This is a genomic window from Pseudomonas sp. JE3303, assembly GCF_056312565.1.
Window position 1 is genome coordinate 129,572 of the sequence record NZ_JBWGIF010000002.1, and the last position, 18,462, is coordinate 148,033.

15 protein-coding genes are annotated in these 18,462 nt (G+C 64.9%); 10 read left to right on the forward strand and 5 right to left on the reverse strand.

Translation table 11 applies throughout. The features are described from left to right. Positions 1-184 precede the first annotated feature (184 nt). The 4 genes from AC0ZZU_RS04015 (at position 185) to AC0ZZU_RS04030 (ending at position 4,454) form a co-directional block, all read left to right on the forward strand. Positions 185-1,444: an ATP-binding protein gene (locus tag AC0ZZU_RS04015; protein WP_476339268.1), complete on the forward strand. Its 1,260-nt coding sequence runs from the start codon at positions 185-187 to the stop codon at positions 1,442-1,444. Beyond that, the gene (locus tag AC0ZZU_RS04020) at positions 1,441-2,001 is read left to right on the forward strand and encodes a response regulator transcription factor (protein WP_476339269.1); all 561 of its coding nucleotides are present in this window, start codon (positions 1,441-1,443) and stop codon (positions 1,999-2,001) included. Before AC0ZZU_RS04015 ends, AC0ZZU_RS04020 begins: the two co-directional genes overlap by 4 nt. 87 nt (positions 2,002-2,088) lie before the next feature. Then, positions 2,089-3,030: an AEC family transporter gene (locus AC0ZZU_RS04025; RefSeq protein WP_476339270.1), complete on the forward strand. Its 942-nt coding sequence runs from the start codon at positions 2,089-2,091 to the stop codon at positions 3,028-3,030. A gap of 53 nt (positions 3,031-3,083) precedes the next feature. Then, positions 3,084-4,454, forward strand: a complete 1,371-nt coding sequence (locus AC0ZZU_RS04030) for an amino acid permease (RefSeq protein WP_476339271.1) — start codon at positions 3,084-3,086, stop codon at positions 4,452-4,454. A 10-nt stretch (positions 4,455-4,464) separates the two neighbouring features. On the opposite strand, the gene AC0ZZU_RS04035 is transcribed toward AC0ZZU_RS04030, so the two are convergent. The 5 genes from AC0ZZU_RS04035 to gatC form a co-directional block, all read right to left on the reverse strand. Then, positions 4,465-5,508, reverse strand: a complete 1,044-nt coding sequence (locus AC0ZZU_RS04035) for a calcium/sodium antiporter (protein ID WP_476339493.1) — start codon at positions 5,506-5,508, stop codon at positions 4,465-4,467. A gap of 62 nt (positions 5,509-5,570) precedes the next feature. Next, positions 5,571-5,942 (reverse strand): septal ring lytic transglycosylase RlpA family protein, encoded by a 372-nt coding sequence (locus AC0ZZU_RS04040; RefSeq protein WP_476339272.1) that lies wholly within the window; start codon positions 5,940-5,942, stop codon positions 5,571-5,573. 228 nt (positions 5,943-6,170) lie between these two features. Next, positions 6,171-7,616 carry an Asp-tRNA(Asn)/Glu-tRNA(Gln) amidotransferase subunit GatB gene (gatB, locus tag AC0ZZU_RS04045; protein WP_476339273.1) on the reverse strand — a complete coding sequence of 482 codons (1,446 nt, stop codon included), beginning with the start codon at positions 7,614-7,616 and terminating at the stop codon, positions 6,171-6,173. A gap of 11 nt (positions 7,617-7,627) precedes the next feature. Then, a complete protein-coding gene (gene gatA, locus AC0ZZU_RS04050; RefSeq protein ID WP_476339274.1) occupies positions 7,628-9,079 on the reverse strand; it encodes an Asp-tRNA(Asn)/Glu-tRNA(Gln) amidotransferase subunit GatA in 1,452 nt (483 codons plus the stop codon). Positions 9,080-9,094: 15 nt separating this feature from the next. After that, positions 9,095-9,382, reverse strand: a complete 288-nt coding sequence (gatC, locus tag AC0ZZU_RS04055) for an Asp-tRNA(Asn)/Glu-tRNA(Gln) amidotransferase subunit GatC (RefSeq protein ID WP_476339275.1) — start codon at positions 9,380-9,382, stop codon at positions 9,095-9,097. Between the two features lie 201 nt (positions 9,383-9,583). Between gatC and mreB the strand changes: the two genes are divergently transcribed. From mreB to AC0ZZU_RS04085, 6 genes are all read left to right on the forward strand, one after another. Continuing rightward, the gene (mreB, locus tag AC0ZZU_RS04060; RefSeq protein WP_158460018.1) at positions 9,584-10,621 is read left to right on the forward strand and encodes a rod shape-determining protein MreB; all 1,038 of its coding nucleotides are present in this window, start codon (positions 9,584-9,586) and stop codon (positions 10,619-10,621) included. Between the two features lie 197 nt (positions 10,622-10,818). Beyond that, positions 10,819-11,910 carry a rod shape-determining protein MreC gene (gene mreC, locus AC0ZZU_RS04065; RefSeq protein WP_476339494.1) on the forward strand — a complete coding sequence of 364 codons (1,092 nt, stop codon included), beginning with the start codon at positions 10,819-10,821 and terminating at the stop codon, positions 11,908-11,910. Further along, positions 11,910-12,398, forward strand: a complete 489-nt coding sequence (gene mreD / locus AC0ZZU_RS04070) for a rod shape-determining protein MreD (protein ID WP_158459404.1) — start codon at positions 11,910-11,912, stop codon at positions 12,396-12,398. The genes mreC and mreD overlap by 1 nt, the downstream gene beginning before the upstream one ends. Positions 12,399-12,431: 33 nt before the next feature. Next, positions 12,432-13,043, forward strand: a complete 612-nt coding sequence (locus tag AC0ZZU_RS04075) for a Maf family protein (RefSeq protein WP_476339276.1) — start codon at positions 12,432-12,434, stop codon at positions 13,041-13,043. A 54-nt stretch (positions 13,044-13,097) separates the two neighbouring features. Next, on the forward strand, positions 13,098-14,555 hold the full coding sequence (rng, locus tag AC0ZZU_RS04080; RefSeq protein ID WP_158459406.1) for a ribonuclease G: 1,458 nt from the start codon (positions 13,098-13,100) through the stop codon (positions 14,553-14,555). Between the two features lie 79 nt (positions 14,556-14,634). Further along, a complete protein-coding gene (locus AC0ZZU_RS04085) occupies positions 14,635-18,450 on the forward strand; it encodes a YhdP family protein (protein ID WP_476339277.1) in 3,816 nt (1,271 codons plus the stop codon). Positions 18,451-18,462: the final 12 nt, after the last annotated feature.

Below are 18,462 nucleotides of genomic sequence, written 5' to 3' on the forward strand. Positions count from 1 at the left end.
GGGGCGTGAAAAGGCCATCCATTCCACGCATGGCCCGTAAGACTCGGAGAGTGTAGTCAGGTTCACAAGTGCCCCTGCCGGGTGTGTAAAAAAGTGTGGCGCTTTGCCGCAGCGCTGCAGCCGGGGGGCAGGCTTGGGTATACTCCCGGCGATCCATCCGCAGCACTCATATTCAGGAGAGCGCATGCTCGCCGCCGAACACCCGCTGTCCGCCACTCGCCAGAACCTCTGGCGGCTGACCTTCATCCGCGTCCTGGTCCTTGCCGCCCAGGCAGGCTCGGTGGGCGTCGCCTACTGGACCGACCTGCTGCCACTGCCCTGGTTCGCATTGGTGCTCACCCTGGCCCTGTCCTCGCTGCTGTGCGCCTTCACGGCCTTGCGCCTGCGCCTGTCGCTGCCGGTGACCGAACTCGAATACGCCTTCCAGCTGGCCTGCGACCTGCTGATCCACAGCGCCTTGCTCTATTACTCGGGCGGCTCGACCAACCCGTTCGTCTCCTATTACCTGGTGCCGCTGGCGATAGCCGCGGTGACCTTGCCGTGGGTCTACTCGCTGGTGCTGTCGGGCCTCGCCCTGGCTGCCTACAGCTTGTTGCTGGTGCAGTTCTACCCGCTTGACCCGCTGCCGATGGCGCGCGAGACGATGCAGGTGTACGGCATGTGGCTGAGTATTGCCCTGGCCGCAGCGGTGATCACCTTCTTTGCCGCGCGCATGGCCGAGGAGCTGCGCCGCCAGGAGCAGCTGCGCGCCGAACGCCGGGAGGAGGGGCTGCGTGACGAGCAACTGCTGGCCGTGGCCACCCAGGCGGCGGGCGCGGCCCACGAGCTGGGCACGCCGCTGTCGACCATGAGCGTGCTGCTCAGCGAGATGCGCAGCGACCACAAGGATCCGCAGCTGCAGGAAGACCTGGCCGTGCTGCAAGACCAGGTCAAGCTGTGCAAGCAGACCCTGCAGCAGCTGGTGCGCGCCGCCGAGGCGAACCGGCGCATGGCGGTGGTCGAGCAGGACGTCACCCTCTGGCTCAACGAGTCGCTGGACCGCTGGCACCTGATGCGCCCCGAAACCAGTTACCGCTTCCAGCGCCTGGGCCAAGGCCAGGTGCCGAGCCTCGCGCCGCCGCCCGACCTGACCCAGGCGCTGCTGAACCTGCTGAACAATGCCGCCGATGCCTGCCCCGACAACCTGGAGGTGTCCCTTGACTGGGATGGCCAGTACATCGTCATCAGCATCCGCGACCATGGCCCCGGCGTGCCGGCGGCCATTGCCGAGTCGATCGGCAAGCCGTTCTTTACCACCAAGGGCAAAGGCTTCGGCCTGGGCCTTTTCCTGAGCAAGGCCAGCGTCACCCGTGCGGGCGGCTCGGTAAAACTCTATAGTCATGAACAGGGCGGCACCCTGACCGAATTGCGCCTGCCACAGGGCACGCGAGGAGATAAACGATGAGCGAAGAAAACCAGGTCGAAAGCGAAGAGCTGCCGCATCTGTTGCTGGTGGATGACGATGCCACCTTTACCCGGGTCATGGCCCGAGCCATGAGCCGGCGCGGCTTTCGCGTGAGCACCGCCTCCTCGGCCGAGGAAGGCCTGGAGCTCGCGCAGAAGGACAAGCCCGACTACGCCACCCTCGACCTCAAGATGGAAGGTGACTCGGGCCTGGTGCTGCTGCCCAAGCTCCTGGAGCTCGATGCCGAGATGCGCGTGGTGATCCTCACGGGGTATTCAAGCATTGCCACCGCAGTCGAGGCCATCAAGCGCGGCGCCTGCAATTATCTGTGCAAGCCGGCCGATGCCGATGACGTGCTGGCCGCGCTGTTCGCCGAGCACGCCGACCTTGACAGCCTGGTGCCAGAAAACCCGATGTCGGTGGACCGCCTGCAGTGGGAGCACATCCAGCGCGTGTTGTCCGAGCACGAAGGCAATATCTCCGCCACCGCGCGTGCGCTTGGCATGCACCGGCGCACGTTGCAGCGCAAGCTGCAGAAGCGGCCGGTCCGCCGCTGATTTTTTCCGGGGCCGCTTTGCGGCCCCAAAACTCCGTGGCACTCACGTATCATTAGCGACCTAACGGCCACCATGGGATCGCTGTCAATGCTCGCCCTTCTCATCCAGACACTGAACATCACGGCACCGGTCTTCGCCATGTTGTTCATGGGCGTGCTGCTCAAGCGCATCCGGCTGATCGACGACAATTTCATCCACCTCGCCTCGAACCTGGTGTTCAACGTGTGCATGCCGGCGCTGCTGTTCCTGGGCATCTACCACGCTGACCTGTCCACGGCCGTGCAGGGCGATCTCATCGCCTATTTCGTCGTCTCGACCCTGCTCGGCTTCGCCATGGCCTGGGGCTTCGCGATCTGGCGCTGCCCGCTTGCGGACCGTGGCATCTACACCCAAGGCGGGTTTCGCGGCAACAACGGCGTCATCGGCCTGGCCCTGGCGGCCAGCCTCTACGGCGACTACGGCATTTCACTGGGCGCGGTGCTGGCCGGACTGGTCATCCTCTTGTACAACTCCCTGTCGGCGGTGGTCCTGGCGGTGTACAGCCCGGACCTGAAGTCCGATCCCTGGAGCATCTGCAAGAGCATCTTCAGCAACCCGCTGATCATCAGCGTGCTGGCCGCGACGGCGCTGGCGTACGGCCAGGTGCCGTTGCCCAACTGGCTGCTGACCTCCGGCGACTACCTGGCGCAGATGTCCCTGCCCCTTGCCCTGATCTGCATCGGCGGCACACTGTCCCTGGCATCCCTGCGCGACAGCGGCAAGCTGGCGATCAGCGCCAGCCTGGTGAAGATGGTCTGGTTGCCGATCATCGGCACCCTCGGCGGCTGGCTATGCGGCTTTCGCGGGGCGGAGCTGGGGATCCTGTTCCTCTACATCGGCAGCCCGACCGCCGCAGCCAGCTACGTCATGGCGCGGGCGGCCAACGGCAACCACGAGCTGGCGGCATCGATCATCGTCATCACCACGCTGGCGGCGGCGATCACCACCAACATCGGAATCTTCCTATTGCAGTGGGGTGGATGGATCTAGATCCTGACCGCACACAACGCCAACAACACTGCCTCCGGCTTTAAGGACACTTCATGCAAGACCAGAGCACGCCCGAGCGATTGCAGCGCGGGCTGAAAAATCGCCATATCCAGCTGATCGCCCTCGGTGGCGCCATCGGCACCGGGCTGTTCCTGGGCATCGCCCAGACCATTCAGCTGGCAGGGCCTTCGGTGCTGCTGGGCTACGCCATTGCCGGCCTGATGGCCTTCTTCATCATGCGCCAGCTTGGCGAGATGGTGGTCGAGGAACCCGTCGCCGGCAGCTTCAGCCATTTTGCCCATCGCTACTGGAGCGAGTTCGCAGGCTTTGTCTCGGGCTGGAACTACTGGGTGGTGTACGTGCTGGTGGGCATGGCGGAACTGACCGCCGTGGGCATCTATGTGCAGTACTGGTGGCCAGGCTTCCCTACCTGGGCAACCGCGGCGATCTTCTTCGTGGTGATCAACCTGATCAACCTCTCCCAGGTGAAAGTCTACGGTGAGATGGAGTTCTGGTTCGCGCTGGTCAAGGTGGTGGCGATTGTCAGCATGATCGGCTTTGGCGCCTACCTGCTGGCCAGCGGCACCGGTGGGCCGGATGCAGACATCGCCAACCTGTGGCAGTACGGCGGGTTCTTCCCCAATGGCATCACCGGCCTGGTGATGGCCATGGCGGTGATCATGTTCTCCTTTGGCGGCCTGGAACTGGTCGGTATCACCGCTGCCGAGGCGGACAACCCGCGTCACAGCATTCCGCGCGCCACCAACCAGGTGGTCTACCGCATCCTGATCTTCTACATCGGTGCGTTGGCCGTGCTGTTGTCGCTGTACCCTTGGCAGAAGGTGGTGCAGGGCGGCAGCCCGTTCGTGATGATCTTCCACAACCTGGACAGTAACCTGGTCGCCACGCTGCTCAATGTGGTGGTGTTGACGGCGGCGCTGTCGGTCTACAACAGCTGCGTCTATGCCAACAGCCGCATGCTGTTCGGCCTGGCCACCCAGGGCGACGCACCGCGCGCGCTGCTCAAGGTCAACCGCCGCGGCGTGCCGCTGGCAGCGCTGGGCGTCTCGGCGCTCGCCACCGGGCTATGCGTGATCATCAACTACGTCATGCCGGGCGAGGCCTTTGGCCTGCTGATGGCGCTGGCGGTGTCGGCGCTGGTGATCAATTGGGCGAGCATCAGCATCACCCACCTGAAGTTCCGCCGTGCCAAGCTGGCTGCCGCTGAAAAGCCGTTCTATCCAAGCTGGGGGCATCCGGTCACCAACTACCTGTGCCTGGCCTTCATCGTGCTGATCCTGGGGGTGATGTTGCTGACCCCGTCGATCCGTATCTCGGTGCTGCTGATTCCGCTGTGGATTGCCGTGCTGGGCGTGGCGTTCCGGTTGAAGAAAAAGGCCAGGCCGACCGACTGCGGCAACTGACCACCCGCCCTCAGTGCTGGCGGCGCCAGGCGCGCAGGGTGGTGTACAACAACACCGCCCCAAGCGCAGGCAATGCATAGAACAGCATCAGGTGCTCCAGGCGGCCGGCCAGCGGCATGCCGGTGGTGAAGGCTACGACGTGCAGACCGTAGGCCAGGTACAGGCCCAGGAACACCACGCCCTCGGCGCGGGTTATCCGGTAGCCCGAGTAGAACACCGGCAGGCTCAGGACCGCGACGCCCAGCATCACCGGCAAGTCGAAATCCAGGGCGTTGGGTGAAATCGACAGCGGTTCGGGTGCTATCAGCGCCGTCAGCCCCAGCACCGCCAGCAGGTTGAACAGGTTGCTGCCGATCACGGTGCCGACGGCGATTTCCCGCTCGCCGCGCAAGGCCGCGATCAACGCCGCCGCCAATTCCGGCAACGAGGTACACACCGCGACCACGGTCAGGCCGATGATCCGTTCGGAAAGCCCGAGGTCGGTCGCCACTTCGACGGCGGCTTCAAGCAGCAAGTGTCCGGCCAGGCTGAGCAGGCCAAGCCCCAGCAGGATCTGCAGCACCGCGCCGGACCAGAAACGGCCGGCGGGGCGCGGGGCTGGATCGGGCGCAGGGTAGGTCCGTGCATAGTGACGTGACTGATGCCAGAGCATCGCCAGGTAGCCCATCAGGCCCAGCACCAGCACCAACCCCTCGAGTCGTCCCAGGTAGCCATTGAGCGCCAGCACGTAGACCAGCGCGCTGGCGGCGATCATCAAGGGCAGGTCCAGCCGCACCAGCTGGCGCGATACCCGCAGCGGAATGATCAGTGCCGCCAGGCCCAGGATCACCAGCACATTGAAGATATTGCTGCCTACGACGCTGCCGACGGCAACGTCCGGAGCGCCCTGGTAGGTGGCCTGCAGGCTGACGGTCAGCTGCGGCGCCGTGCTGCCGAACGCCACCAGGCTCAGGCCGATGATCAGCGGCCGTACGTGCAGGCGCAGGGCCAGGTGCAGCGCGGCGCGCACCAACAGCTCGGCCCCGGCGATCAGCAACAGCAAGCCGAAGGCCAGTTGCAAGAGGCTGAAAGTGGGGAGGGTGGCTAGGTCGAAGATGGGAGCGGCTCCGTGTCAGGTCAATTGCTCAGACCTTGTACCCGCACGCGGGCGGTTCCGCTACGGATCATGCCGATTTTTTGCGCCGCGGCGCGGGACAGGTCGATCAGGCGGCCTCGCGAATGCGGGCCACGGTCATTGATGCGGACCACGACGCTGCGCTGGTTGTTCAGGTTGGTGACCCGCACCCGGCTGCCGAAAGGCAGGCTGCGGTGCGCGGCGGTCAGGCCATGCTGGTTGAAGCGCTCGCCACTGGCGGTACGGCTGCCGTGGTGGCGTGAGCCATAGTAGGAGGCGGTACCGGTCTTGTCGTAACCGTCGGGGGCGGTGTCGTGACTGGCGCAGCCGGCCAGCACGGTGAAAAGCGCGAGTGCGCTGAGGGGACGCCACATATATCCATAACTCCAGAAACCACCGCGGACCACTGCCATGCGTGTGTCTTTGTGCGTGTGTGCGTGTGTTGTGTAGGAGCGGCCTTGTGTCGCGAAGCGGCCCCGAAGGGGCCGTGAACCATTCACCTCAGTATGACTGACACAACGAGGTGAATGGTTTTACGGCCCCTTCGGGGCCGCTTCGCGACACGAGGCCGCTCCTACACACACACACAAGGGTGGTGTGAATCAGCCTTCCAGCTTGGCCTTGAGCAGCTGGTTCACCTGCTGCGGGTTGGCCTTGCCCTTGGAGGCCTTCATGGCCTGCCCGACAAAGAAGCCGAACATCTTGCCACGCTTGGCTTCGTCGGCGGCGCGGTATTGCTCGACCTGCTCAGCGTTGGCCGCCAGCACTTCATCAAGCACCTTCTCGATCGCACCGCTATCGGTGACCTGCTTGAGTCCGCGGCTCTCGATGATCGCGTCGGCATCGCCTTCGCCACCCGCCATCGCCTCGAAGACCACCTTGGCGATCTTGCCGCTGATGGTGTTGTCGGTGATGCGCAGCAGCATGCCGCCCAGTTGCGCGGCGGTAACCGGCGCCTGGTCGATCTCGACGCCCAGCTTGTTGAGCAGGCTGCCCAGCTCGACCATCACCCAGTTGGCCGCAAGCTTGGCGTCGCCGCCGATGCTCACTACCTGCTCGAAGTAGTCTGCCTGCTCGCGGCTCGACGCCAGCACGTTGGCGTCATAGGCCGACAGGCCATACTGGCTCTGGAAGCGCTCGACTTTCTGCGGCGGCAGCTCTGGCAAGCTTGAACGGGTGGCCTCGAGGAACGCGTCCTCGATGACCACCGGCAGCAGGTCAGGGTCCGGGAAGTAACGGTAGTCGTTGGCTTCCTCCTTGCTGCGCATGGAGCGGGTCTCGTCCTTGTTCGGGTCGTACAGGCGGGTTTCCTGGATCACCCGGCCACCGTCCTCGATCAGGTCGATCTGACGCTGGATCTCGGTATTGATCGCCCGTTCGATGAAGCGGAACGAGTTGACGTTCTTGATCTCGCAGCGGGTACCGAACTCGGTCTGGCCCTTGGGCCGGATCGACACGTTGCAGTCGCAGCGCAGCGAGCCTTCGGCCATGTTGCCATCGCAGATGCCCAGGTAGCGCACCAGCGCATGAATGGCCTTGACGTAGGCCACGGCCTCCTTGGCGCTGCGCATGTCGGGCTCGGAGACGATCTCTAGCAACGGAGTGCCAGCGCGGTTCAGGTCGATCCCGGTCGAGCCGCTGAAGTCTTCGTGCAGGCTCTTGCCGGCGTCTTCTTCCAGGTGCGCGCGGGTGATGCCGACGCGCTTGATGGTGCCGTCTTCGAGGGCGATGTCCAGGTGGCCCTTGCCGACGATCGGCAGTTCCATCTGGCTGATCTGGTAACCCTTGGGGAGATCGGGGTAGAAGTAGTTCTTGCGCGCGAACACGTTGTGCTTGCCGATCTCGGCATCGACGGCCAGGCCGAACATGCAGGCCATGCGCACGGCTTCCTGGTTGAGCACCGGCAGCACGCCAGGCATGCCCAGGTCGATAAGGCTGGCCTGGGTGTTCGGCTCGGAGCCGAACGTGGTGGCGCTGCCAGAGAAAATCTTCGACTGGGTGGCGAGCTGGGTATGAATCTCCAGCCCGATAACAACTTCCCATTGCATGTGTGAGTTCCTCAGAAGCCGTTGGGTGCGCGGGTGTGCCAGTCAGTCACTTGCTGGTAGCGGTGCGCGACGTTGAGCAGGCGGCCTTCCTGGAAGTACGGGGCGAGCAATTGCACGCCGACCGGCAGGCCCTCGACGAAACCGGCCGGCATCGACAGGCCCGGCAGGCCCGCGAGGTTGGCGGTGATGGTGTAGACGTCTTCCAGGTAGGCGGCGACCGGGTCGCTGTTCTTGGCGCCAAGCTTCCAGGCCGGGTTCGGCGTGGTCGGGCCCAGGATCAGGTCGACGTCGTTGAACGCGGCCATGAAGTCGTTCTTGATCAGGCGGCGGATCTTCTGCGCCTGCAGGTAGTAGGCATCGTAGTAGCCGGCCGACAGGGCATAGGTGCCAACCATGATGCGCCGCTGCACCTCGGTGCCGAAGCCTTCGCCACGCGAGCGCTTGTACAGGTCGGTGAGGTCCTTGGGGTTGTCGCAGCGATGGCCGAAGCGCACGCCATCGAAGCGCGACAGGTTCGAGGAAGCCTCGGCCGGAGCGATGACGTAGTAGGCCGGGATCGCGTGCTGCATGTTCGGCAGGCTGATTTCCTTGACCACCGCGCCGAGCTTCTCGAGCTCCTTGACGCTGGCCTGGACCAGGTCGGCGATGCGCGGGTCGAGGCCCGTACCGAAGTACTCCTTCGGCAAGCCGATGCGCAGGCCCTGGAGCGATGCGTTGAGGTCGGCGCTGTAGTCGGCCACGGGCTCATCGATGCTGGTGGAGTCCTTGGCGTCGAAACCGGCCATGCCTTGCAGCAGCAGCGCGCAGTCTTCGGCGGTGCGGGCCATCGGGCCGCCCTGGTCGAGGCTGGAGGCGTAGGCGATCATGCCCCAGCGCGAGACACGACCGTACGTCGGTTTCAGGCCGGTAAGGTTGGTCAGCGCCGCGGGCTGGCGGATCGAGCCGCCGGTATCGGTGCCGGTGGCCGCCGGCAGCAGGCGAGCGGCGACGGCTGCGGCCGATCCACCGGACGAGCCGCCAGGCACGTGTTCGAGGTTCCACGGGTTCTTGACCGGGCCGTAGTGGCTCGATTCGTTGGCCGAACCCATGGCGAACTCGTCCATGTTGGTCTTGCCCAGGGTGACCATGCCGGCCTCGGCGAGGCGCGCGACAACGGTGGCGTCATACGGCGCCTCGAAGTTGTCGAGCATCCGCGAGCCGCAGCTGGTGCGCACACCCTGGGTGCAGAACAGGTCCTTGTGGGCAATCGGCGCACCCAGCAGCGCGCCGGTATCGCCAGCGGCGCGGCGGGCGTCGGCGGCACGGGCCTGGCCCAGGGCCAGCTCCTCGGTGACGCTGATGAAGCTGTTGAGCTGTGGGTCAAGTTGCTGGATGCGCGCAAGCAGGGCGCGGGTCAGCTCCTCGGAGGAAAACGATTTGTCGGCGAGTCCGCGGGCGATCTCGGCCAGTGTCAGTTGATGCATGGCAGGCTCTATCCCTTACTCGATGACTTTCGGAACCAGGTACAGACCGTCTTGGGTCGCCGGTGCGACGGCCTGGTAGGCGTCGCGCTGGTTGCGTTCGGTTACCACGTCGGCGCGCAGGCGCTGACTGGCTTCCAGGGGGTGGGCGAGGGGCTCGATACCGCTGGTGTCGACAGCTTGCATCTGGTCGACCAGCCCGAGAATACTGTTCAAGGCATCGGTAATGCGTGGCAGATCGCCTTCATCCAGGCCCAGTCGGGCCAGGTGGGCAATCTTTTCCACGTCGCAGCGTTGAAGCGCCATGGGGATCTCCAGGGGAAACAAAACGGAAAGGGTCCGCGATGAGGAACATGCCGGCGTTCTGGCGGTCATACGGCCGCGATCATCTGCTGGCTTGCTCGGAAAAACAGCCAATTTAACATATTGGCGCCTTGCCCAAAATCCCCGTCATTGTTAGAGTTTGCCGCACTTTTTTACCCACGCGTTGCCTAGGGTCACTTTCCCATGTTCAAGAAACTGCGTGGCATGTTTTCCAGCGATCTTTCCATCGACCTGGGCACTGCCAACACCCTTATTTACGTGCGAGAGCGCGGTATCGTCCTCAATGAGCCGTCGGTTGTTGCCATCCGCACCCACGGTAATCAGAAGAGCGTCGTCGCGGTCGGCACCGAAGCCAAGCGCATGCTGGGCCGTACGCCGGGCAATATTGCCGCCATTCGTCCGATGAAAGACGGCGTGATCGCCGACTTCAGCGTTTGTGAAAAAATGTTGCAGTACTTCATCAACAAAGTACATGAAAACAGCTTCCTGCAGCCCAGCCCACGTGTACTGATCTGCGTGCCGTGCAAATCGACCCAGGTAGAGCGCCGCGCGATCCGTGAATCGGCCCTCGGCGCCGGTGCGCGTGAAGTGTTCCTGATCGAAGAACCGATGGCCGCTGCCATTGGCGCTGGCCTGCCGGTCGAAGAGGCCCGCGGCTCGATGGTCGTCGACATCGGTGGCGGTACCACCGAGATCGCGCTCATCTCCCTGAACGGTGTGGTCTACGCCGAATCCGTACGGGTGGGTGGCGATCGTTTCGACGAAGCCATCGTCACCTACGTGCGCCGCAACTACGGCAGCCTGATCGGCGAATCCACTGCCGAGCGGATCAAGCAGGAAATCGGCACCGCCTATCCGGGCGGCGAGCTGCGCGAAGTCGACGTGCGCGGTCGTAACCTGGCCGAAGGCGTGCCACGTGCCTTCACCCTCAATTCCAATGAGGTGCTCGAAGCCCTGCAGGAATCCCTGGCGACCATCGTCCAGGCGGTCAAGAGCGCCCTTGAGCAATCGCCACCGGAGCTTGCCTCGGACATCGCCGAGCGGGGCCTGGTGCTGACCGGTGGCGGCGCGCTGCTGCGTGACCTCGACAAGCTGCTGGCCCAGGAAACCGGCCTGCCGGTCATTGTCGCCGAAGACCCGCTCACCTGCGTCGCCCGTGGCGGCGGCCGCGCCCTCGAGATGATGGACAAGCACTCCATGGACCTGCTCTCCAGCGAGTAAGTCCCGGTCAGTCCGTCGAACGCCCGGTTTACAGGCAGCACGCGCAGTGCTACCTGTATGTGCCGGGCTGGCGTCCGTTGGGCGTCGTTACCCTCAACCCGCAAGCAGGCTGGTACGTTGCCCCATGCTCAATGACCTCCTGAATCGTCGTCCACGAGGAACGGCCCATTAAACCGCTTTTCACCAAGGGCCCTTCACTGGGGGTTCGTCTGCTCGTTCTGGTCGTGCTGTCGATCGCCTTGATGGTGGTCGATGCGCGCTTTGCCGTGCTCAAGCCGGTGCGCAGCCAGATGGGGCTGGTGCTGATGGAATCCTACGCAGTCACCGATGTGCCGCAGCGCCTGTGGCAAGGGGTTGCCAGCCAGTTTGGCAGCCGCACCGAGCTTGCCGCCGAAAACGAGAAACTCAAGACCGAGGCCCTGCTGCTGCAAGGACGCCTGCAGAAGCTGGCCGCCCTGACTGAGCAGAACGTGCGCCTGCGCGAGTTGCTCAACTCCTCGGCACTGGTCAACGAGAAGGTCGAGGTGGCCGAACTGATCGGCGTCGATCCCAACCCGTTCACCCATCGCATCGTGATCAACAAGGGCGAACGCGATGGCGTGGTGCTTGGCCAGCCGGTGCTCGATGCGCGTGGCCTGATGGGCCAGGTCGTCGAGCTGATGCCCTACACGGCGCGCGTGCTGCTGCTGACCGACACGACCCACAGCATCCCGGTGCAGGTCAATCGCAACGGCCTGCGCGCCATCGCCAGCGGTACCGGCAATCCCGAGCGGCTTGAACTGCGCCATGTGGCCGACACCGCCGATATCAAGGAAGGCGACCTGCTGGTCAGCTCCGGCCTCGGCCAGCGCTTCCCGGCAGGCTACCCTGTGGCCACGGTCAACGAGGTGATCCACGACTCCGGCCAGCCATTTGCCATTGTCCGCGCCATTCCCACCGCCGCCCTCAACCGCAGCCGGTACCTGCTGCTGGTGTTCAGCGACAGCCGCACCCCCGAGCAGCGCGCCGCCGATGCGGCCATCGCCCAGGAAGAAGCCGACCGCCACGGCGCAGTTGGCTCTGCCGCTGCGCCCGCCGCCCCGGCGCCTGCCACGGGTGAGCCGGCGGCCCCGGCGGCGCCTGTTTCCGCAGTCCCAGCGGCACCTGCCGCGCTTGCACCGGTTGCTCCAGCCGTACCAGCCGCGCTTGCGCCCGTGGTCCCAACCGTACCTGCCGCGCCCGCCGCCACGCCGGCCCCGGCTGCGCCCGCCAGTCCGGCAGCGGCGCCTGTCCAACCCCGGAGACCATGATGCCTAGCTCGCGCAGCAACAATGGCTGGGTGATCTGGCTGACGTTCGTGGTCGGCCTGTTGCTCAGCGTGTCACCCATGCCGCAGTTCATGGAAGTCTTCCGGCCCATGTGGCTGGCCATGCTGCTGGCTTTCTGGACCCTTCACGTACCGCACAAGGTCGGCATGACCACGGCGTTCGTGCTGGGCCTTGCCGAGGACGTGCTGTACGGCACGCTGCTTGGCCAGAATGCCCTGGTCCTGACGCTGATCACCTTCCTGGTGCTGACCCTGCAGCAGCGCCTGCGCATGTTCCCGATGTGGCAGCAGTGCCTGGTGGTGCTGGTGATCTTCGGCATTGCCCAGCTGGTTCAGCTGTGGCTTAGCGCCCTGACCGGCAATCGCCTGCCGACCCTGGCGCTGGTGTGGTCGGCGGTGATCAGCGCCTTGCTCTGGCCCTGGATCAGCTTTGCCCTGCGCGACCTGCGCAAGCGCCTGAGTATCAACTGAAGGCCTCACCGCCACCGACAGGGAGATGTCCACATGACTGCGTTTTACCTGGCCTCTGGCTCTCCACGCCGGCGTGAGCTGCTGACGCAGATCGGCGTGCCGTTCACCACGCTCAGCGCGCCGGTCGACGAAACCGCGCTCTGCGGAGAAAGCGCCCCTGCCTATGTCGAGCGCCTGGCCCGTGCCAAGGCGGCTGCCGGACATGCCAGCCTGGCCGGGCCTGGCGTGGTACTGGGCGCCGACACCGCTGTGGTGGTCGACGGAAAGATCCTCGGCAAGCCCGAGAGCGCCGACCACGCTTTGGCGATGCTGGCCGAGCTGTCCGGCCGCGAGCATCAGGTGCTCACCGCCGTGGCGCTGACCGACGGCCAGCGCTGCGAAAGCCGGTGTATCACCAGCCTGGTGCGCTTTCGCGCCATCAGCGTTGAAGAAGCCCAGCGCTACTGGGCTACCGGCGAGCCCGTCGACAAGGCCGGGGGCTATGCTATCCAGGGCCTGGGCGCGATTTTTGTCACCTCCCTGGCTGGCAGTTATTCGGCTGTGGTCGGCCTGCCATTGAGCGAAACCGCAGAACTCCTCGAACATTTCGAAATTGCCTGCTGGCAAACCCGGTCAACCGACGTGGAGGATACGCACCCGCTGTAGCCAGTTGCCCGCCCGCCATCCATCCTTACCGAAGACCTTTGACGAGAGCCTGCCATGAGTGAAGAGATCCTGATCAATATCACCCCGATGGAATCACGCGTGGCGGTAGTGGAAAACGGAGTGCTGCAGGAAGTGCATGTCGAGCGCACCCAGCGCCGCGGCATCGTTGGCAATATCTACAAGGGCAAGGTGGTGCGGGTGCTGCCAGGCATGCAGGCGGCCTTCGTCGACATCGGGCTGGACCGCGCGGCGTTCATTCATGCCTCGGAGATCTCCCAGCGCGAAGGCTCGGCGGTGGAAAGCATCAGCGCATTGGTGCATGAGGGCCAGAGCCTGGTGGTCCAGGTCACCAAGGACCCGATCGGCTCCAAGGGCGCGCGCCTCACCACCCAGCTGTCTATCCCCTCGCGCTACCTGGTCTACATGCCGCGCAGCAGCCATGTCGGGATTTCCCTGAAGATCGAGGACGAGGCGGAGCGGGACCGCCTCAAGCAGGTCGTCACCGATTGCATGGCCCTGGAAGACATCAAGGATGCCGGTGGCTTCATCCTGCGCACTGCCGCCGAGGGCGCGCGCTCCGAAGAAATCATCATGGACATCCGCTATCTGCGCCGCCTCTGGGAGCAGATCGGCACCCAGATCAAGACCGTCGGCGCGCCTACCGAAATCTACGAAGACCTGGGCCTGGCCCTGCGGACCCTGCGCGACCTGGTCAATCCAAAGATCGAGAAGATCCGCATCGATTCACGCGAGACCTTCCAGAAGACCACCCAGTTTGTCATCGAGCTGATGCCCGAGATCGCCGACCGCCTGGAGCACTATCCGGGCGAGCGGCCGATCTTCGACCTGTATGGCGTCGAGGACGAGATCCAGCGCGCCCTGGACCGCAAGGTGCCGCTCAAGTCCGGCGGCTACCTGGTGGTCGACCCGGCCGAGGCGATGACCACCATCGACGTCAATACCGGCGCCTTCGTCGGCCATCGCAACCTGGAAGAGACGATCTTCAAGACCAACCTGGAAGCCGCCACCGCCATCGCCCGGCAGCTGCGCCTGCGCAACATCGGCGGGATCATCATCATCGATTTCATCGACATGGAAGACGAGGAGCATCAGCGCCAGGTACTGCGCACCCTCGAGAAACAGCTCGAACGCGATCACGCCAAGACCAACATCATCGGCATCACCGAGCTGGGCCTGGTGCAGATGACCCGCAAGCGCACCCGTGAAAGTCTCGAACAGGTGCTCTGCGAGCCCTGCCTCTGCTGCCAGGGCCGTGGCAAGCTGAAGACACCCGAGACGATCTGCTACGAGATTTTCCGCGAGATCCTGCGCGAGGCCCGCGCCTACCAGGCCGAGGGCTACCGGGTCCTGGCCAATCAGAAAGTGGTCGACCGGCTGCTGGACGAGGAGTCGGGCAACGTGGCCGAGCTCGAGACGTTCATCGGGCGCACCATCCGCTTCCAGGTCGAGTCGATGTATTCGCAGGAACAGTACGACGTGGTGTTGCTCTGAGGCTTTCGGCATACCCACGTCGGCTGGCAAAGCCCGCGCTTGCGGCCATAGTTAGGATCTGTACGGATCCGGGAGGGCCATGGCCATGGAACGTCTGATGCGCGTTCTGGGTGCCATGACCCGCTGGGGGTTGGCGGCATCCGCCCTGGTGGCGGTACTGGTGGCCCTGTATGTCAGCCTGGGGCGGCAACTGGTGCCGTTGGTCGCCGAGTATCGTGCCGAGGTCGAGACCAGGGCCGAGCAGGCGTTGGGCCTGCCGGTGCATATCGGTGCGCTCCAGGGGCGCTGGAGCAGGCTGTCGCCGGTCGTGCAGGTGCGTGATGTGCAGGTGGGCGAGGGGCCTGGGGCATTGCGCCTGGACGAGGTCAAGGTGGTGCCCGACCTGTGGGCCAGCCTGATGGCGCGCCAGGTGCGCCTGTCGCGGTTGCAACTGGGCGGCCTGCAGCTGAGCGTTCGCGAGGACGGGCAGGGCGCCTGGTCTCTGGAGGGGCTGCCCACCCAAGGCGATCAACCCTTCGATCCGGGCGAGATGCTGCAGCGCTTGAGGCAGCTTGGCCGCCTGGATGTATTCGACAGCCAGGTCACGGTGGTGCCTTGGCAACGCGACCCGTTGACCCTGACCTATGTCAGCCTGGGCCTGCAGAGCGGCAGTTCTCGCCAGCAGTTCGACCTGCGCCTGACTTTGCCAGACGGCCAGCCCCTGGCCATGAACCTGCATGGCCGGATCACCCCCGAGGCCTGGCGCGATGGCCGTGTCGAAGCCTATCTGAGCCTGCCCCAGAGTGACTGGGCGCGCTGGTTACCGCCCCGCCTGCTGGGGAAGTGGCAGGCAAGTCAGTTGCAGGCCGGAGGCGAGTTCTGGGTCGACTGGCGCAAGCGTCAACTGCAAAGCGCGGTGGTGCGTCTCAATGCACCCAGGCTGAAGGGTGCACATACCGGGCGCGAGCCTGTCGCCCTGGACAATCTGGCGCTTGGTGCCTGGTTCCAGCGCCAGGAGCAGGGCTTCGACGTGGTGCTTGATTCCCTCGCCGCGAGCATCGGCGATACCCGCTGGGAATCGCATGTCCAACTGCGTCAGCGTCCGGACCAGGATCCAGCCCAGACGGTGTGGCACGTCCAGGCCGACCGTCTGGACCTGACCCCATTGACCCCGCTGGTCGAAGCCCTTGCCCCGCTGCCAGAGGCCGCCATGCAAGCGGTACAGTCGCTCAAGGTGACCGGAGCGCTGCGTAATGTGAGCCTCGACCTGCGGCCCCAGGCCGAAGGCGACAAGCGGCTGCGGTTTGCTGCCAATCTGGAGCGGATCGGCTTTGATGCCTATCACGGGGCCCCGGCCGCCGGAAACGTGAGTGGCAGTGTCAGCGGTGATCTTGGCAATGGTGAACTTCGCCTGCATACCGATGCGTTCATGCTGCACCTGTACCCCATCTTCGAAAAACCCTGGCTTTACCAGAAAGCCAATGCCCGTCTGACCTGGCGCCTGGACAAGGAAGGCTTCACCCTTGCCGCGCCGTACCTCAAGGTGCTGGGCGAGGAGGGCAAGATCGCTGGGGACTTCCTGATCCGCCTGCTGTTCGACGAAAGCCGCGAGGACTACATGGACCTGCGTGTCGGCCTGACGGAAGGCGACGGCCGCTACACTGCCAAGTACCTGCCGGAGGTGCTCAGCCCGGCCTTGGACGAATGGCTGCGTACCGCCATCGTCAAGGGCAGCGTCGATGAAGGCTACTTCCAGTACCAGGGCTCGCTGAACCACGGCGCTCCCGCCCATGCCCGCAGCATCAGCCTGTTCTTCAAGGTCCGCGACGCCGCGCTGGACTTCCAGCCGGGCTGGCCGCAGGTCCAGCACGTGGATGGGGATGTGCGCATTGACGACGCCGGCGTGCGCATCGAAGCGCGCAAAGGACTGCTGCTCGACACCAAGGTCAGCGATGTCACCGTGGAGATTCCCCATGTCGAGGCCGGCCACGACAGTCATCTCTATCTCGATGGCGCCTTTGATGGCGACCTGAAGGACGGCTTGAAGATTCTCCAGCAAGCGCCGATTGGCACAGGTGAGATCTTCGCCGGCTGGGAAGGGCAGGGACCGCTCCGGGGCAAGCTGAAGCTTGATGTGCCGCTTGCCCACGGGCAGCATCCCAAGGTGCTGGTCGACTTCTCGACTGCCGATGCTCGACTGAAAATTGCACCGCCCACGCTGGAACTCAGCCAGCTCAAGGGCGATTTCACCTTTGACTACGATAAAGGTCTCAGTGGCAAGGGCATCAGCCTGCGCGCCTTCGACAAGCCTGTCACGGCCCGGATTTTCGCCGAGGGCCAGCCAGGCCAGATCCAGTCCCGCATCGAAGCCAAGGGGCAGGTGGCCCTCAAGGCCCTGACCGACTGGCTGCAGTTCAAGCAGGCGTTGCCCGCCGAGGGCGAAATTCCGTACCTGCTGCAGGTCAACCTTGGCAGCCAGGAAAACCGCCTCAGCGTATCCTCCACGCTCAAGGGCCTGACCATCGACCTGCCCGCGCCCTTCGGCAAGTCGTCGGGGCAGAGCCGCGACACCCGCTTCAGCATGAACCTGCAGGGCCCTGAGCGGCGAATCGACGTCAGCTACGTCGACCTGGCCCGGTTCGCCTATGCCGCCCCGTTCGAAAAGCTGGCCGAGGGACGCGGCGAGCTGCTCCTCGGCACTGGCCAGGCGCAGCTGCCGCCGGGCCCGGGGCTGCGGGTGCGCGGGCGCCTGGACACCCTGGACGTGGAGCCCTGGCAGCAGCAGCTTGGACGCCTGGCGGGCAATGATCCGGGAGGCAACGCCCGGCAGGTGCTGCGCAACGTCGATGTGAGCATCGGTCAGGTCAAGGCATTCGGCATGCTGCTCAACCAGGCGGTGGTCCGCCTGGACCGGGCGGGCACGGGCTGGTCGATGCGCCTGGACAGCCGCGAAGTGATTGGCAACGCGCGTCTGCCCGATGCCAAGGCCGCTCCCCTGGCGGTCAACCTGCAGACCCTGCGCCTGCCCGCGGCCGATCCTGCGCAGAGCCAGGCCGAGGATGCGCCTGACCCGCTGGCCGGTTTCGACCCGCGCAAGGTACCTTCGCTCGACCTCAGCATCGACAAGCTGTTTCGTGGCGATGAACTGTTCGGCAGCTGGGCCATGAAGCTGCGGCCCACGGCGCGCGGCGTTGTCTTCAACGATGTGGACCTTGACCTCAAGGGTTTGCGCATCGATGGCAGCGGCGGCTGGGAAGGTACGCCCGACGCCAGCGGCAGCTGGTTCAAGGGGCGCCTTGCCGGAGACAACCTGGCTGATGTGCTCAAGGCCTGGAATTTCGCCCCGTCCGTCACCAGCCGCCGCTTCCGCCTCGACGCCGATGGGCGCTGGCCGGGCTCGCCGGCCTGGGTCGGTCTCAAGCGCTTCTCTGGCAGTCTCGACGCCGACCTGCGCCAAGGCCAGTTCGCCGACGTCGAGGGCAGCGCCCAGGCCCTGCGCGTGTTCGGCCTGCTCAACTTCAACACCATCAAGCGCCGCCTGCGGCTGGACTTCTCCGACTTGCTGGAAAAGGGCCTGGCCTACGACCGGGTCAAGGGCCTGCTGGTGAGCAGTGAAGGCGTGTACGTGACCCGCGAGCCGATCACGGTGACCGGGCCGTCGAGCAATCTTGAGCTCGAAGGCACCCTGGACATGGTCCGCGACCGCATCGATGGTCGCTTGCAGGTCGCGTTGCCCGTGACCAACAATCTGCCGCTCGCGGCGCTGATCGTTGGCGCCCCCGCCATTGGCGGAGCGCTGTTTCTGGTCGATAGATTGATCGGCGACAGGGTTTCGCGTTATGCCAGCGTGCATTACCGCGTCGAGGGGCCGTTGAAAGAGCCTAGAATGACCTTTGTGAAACCCTTCGAGAAATGATTCCGGGAGCCG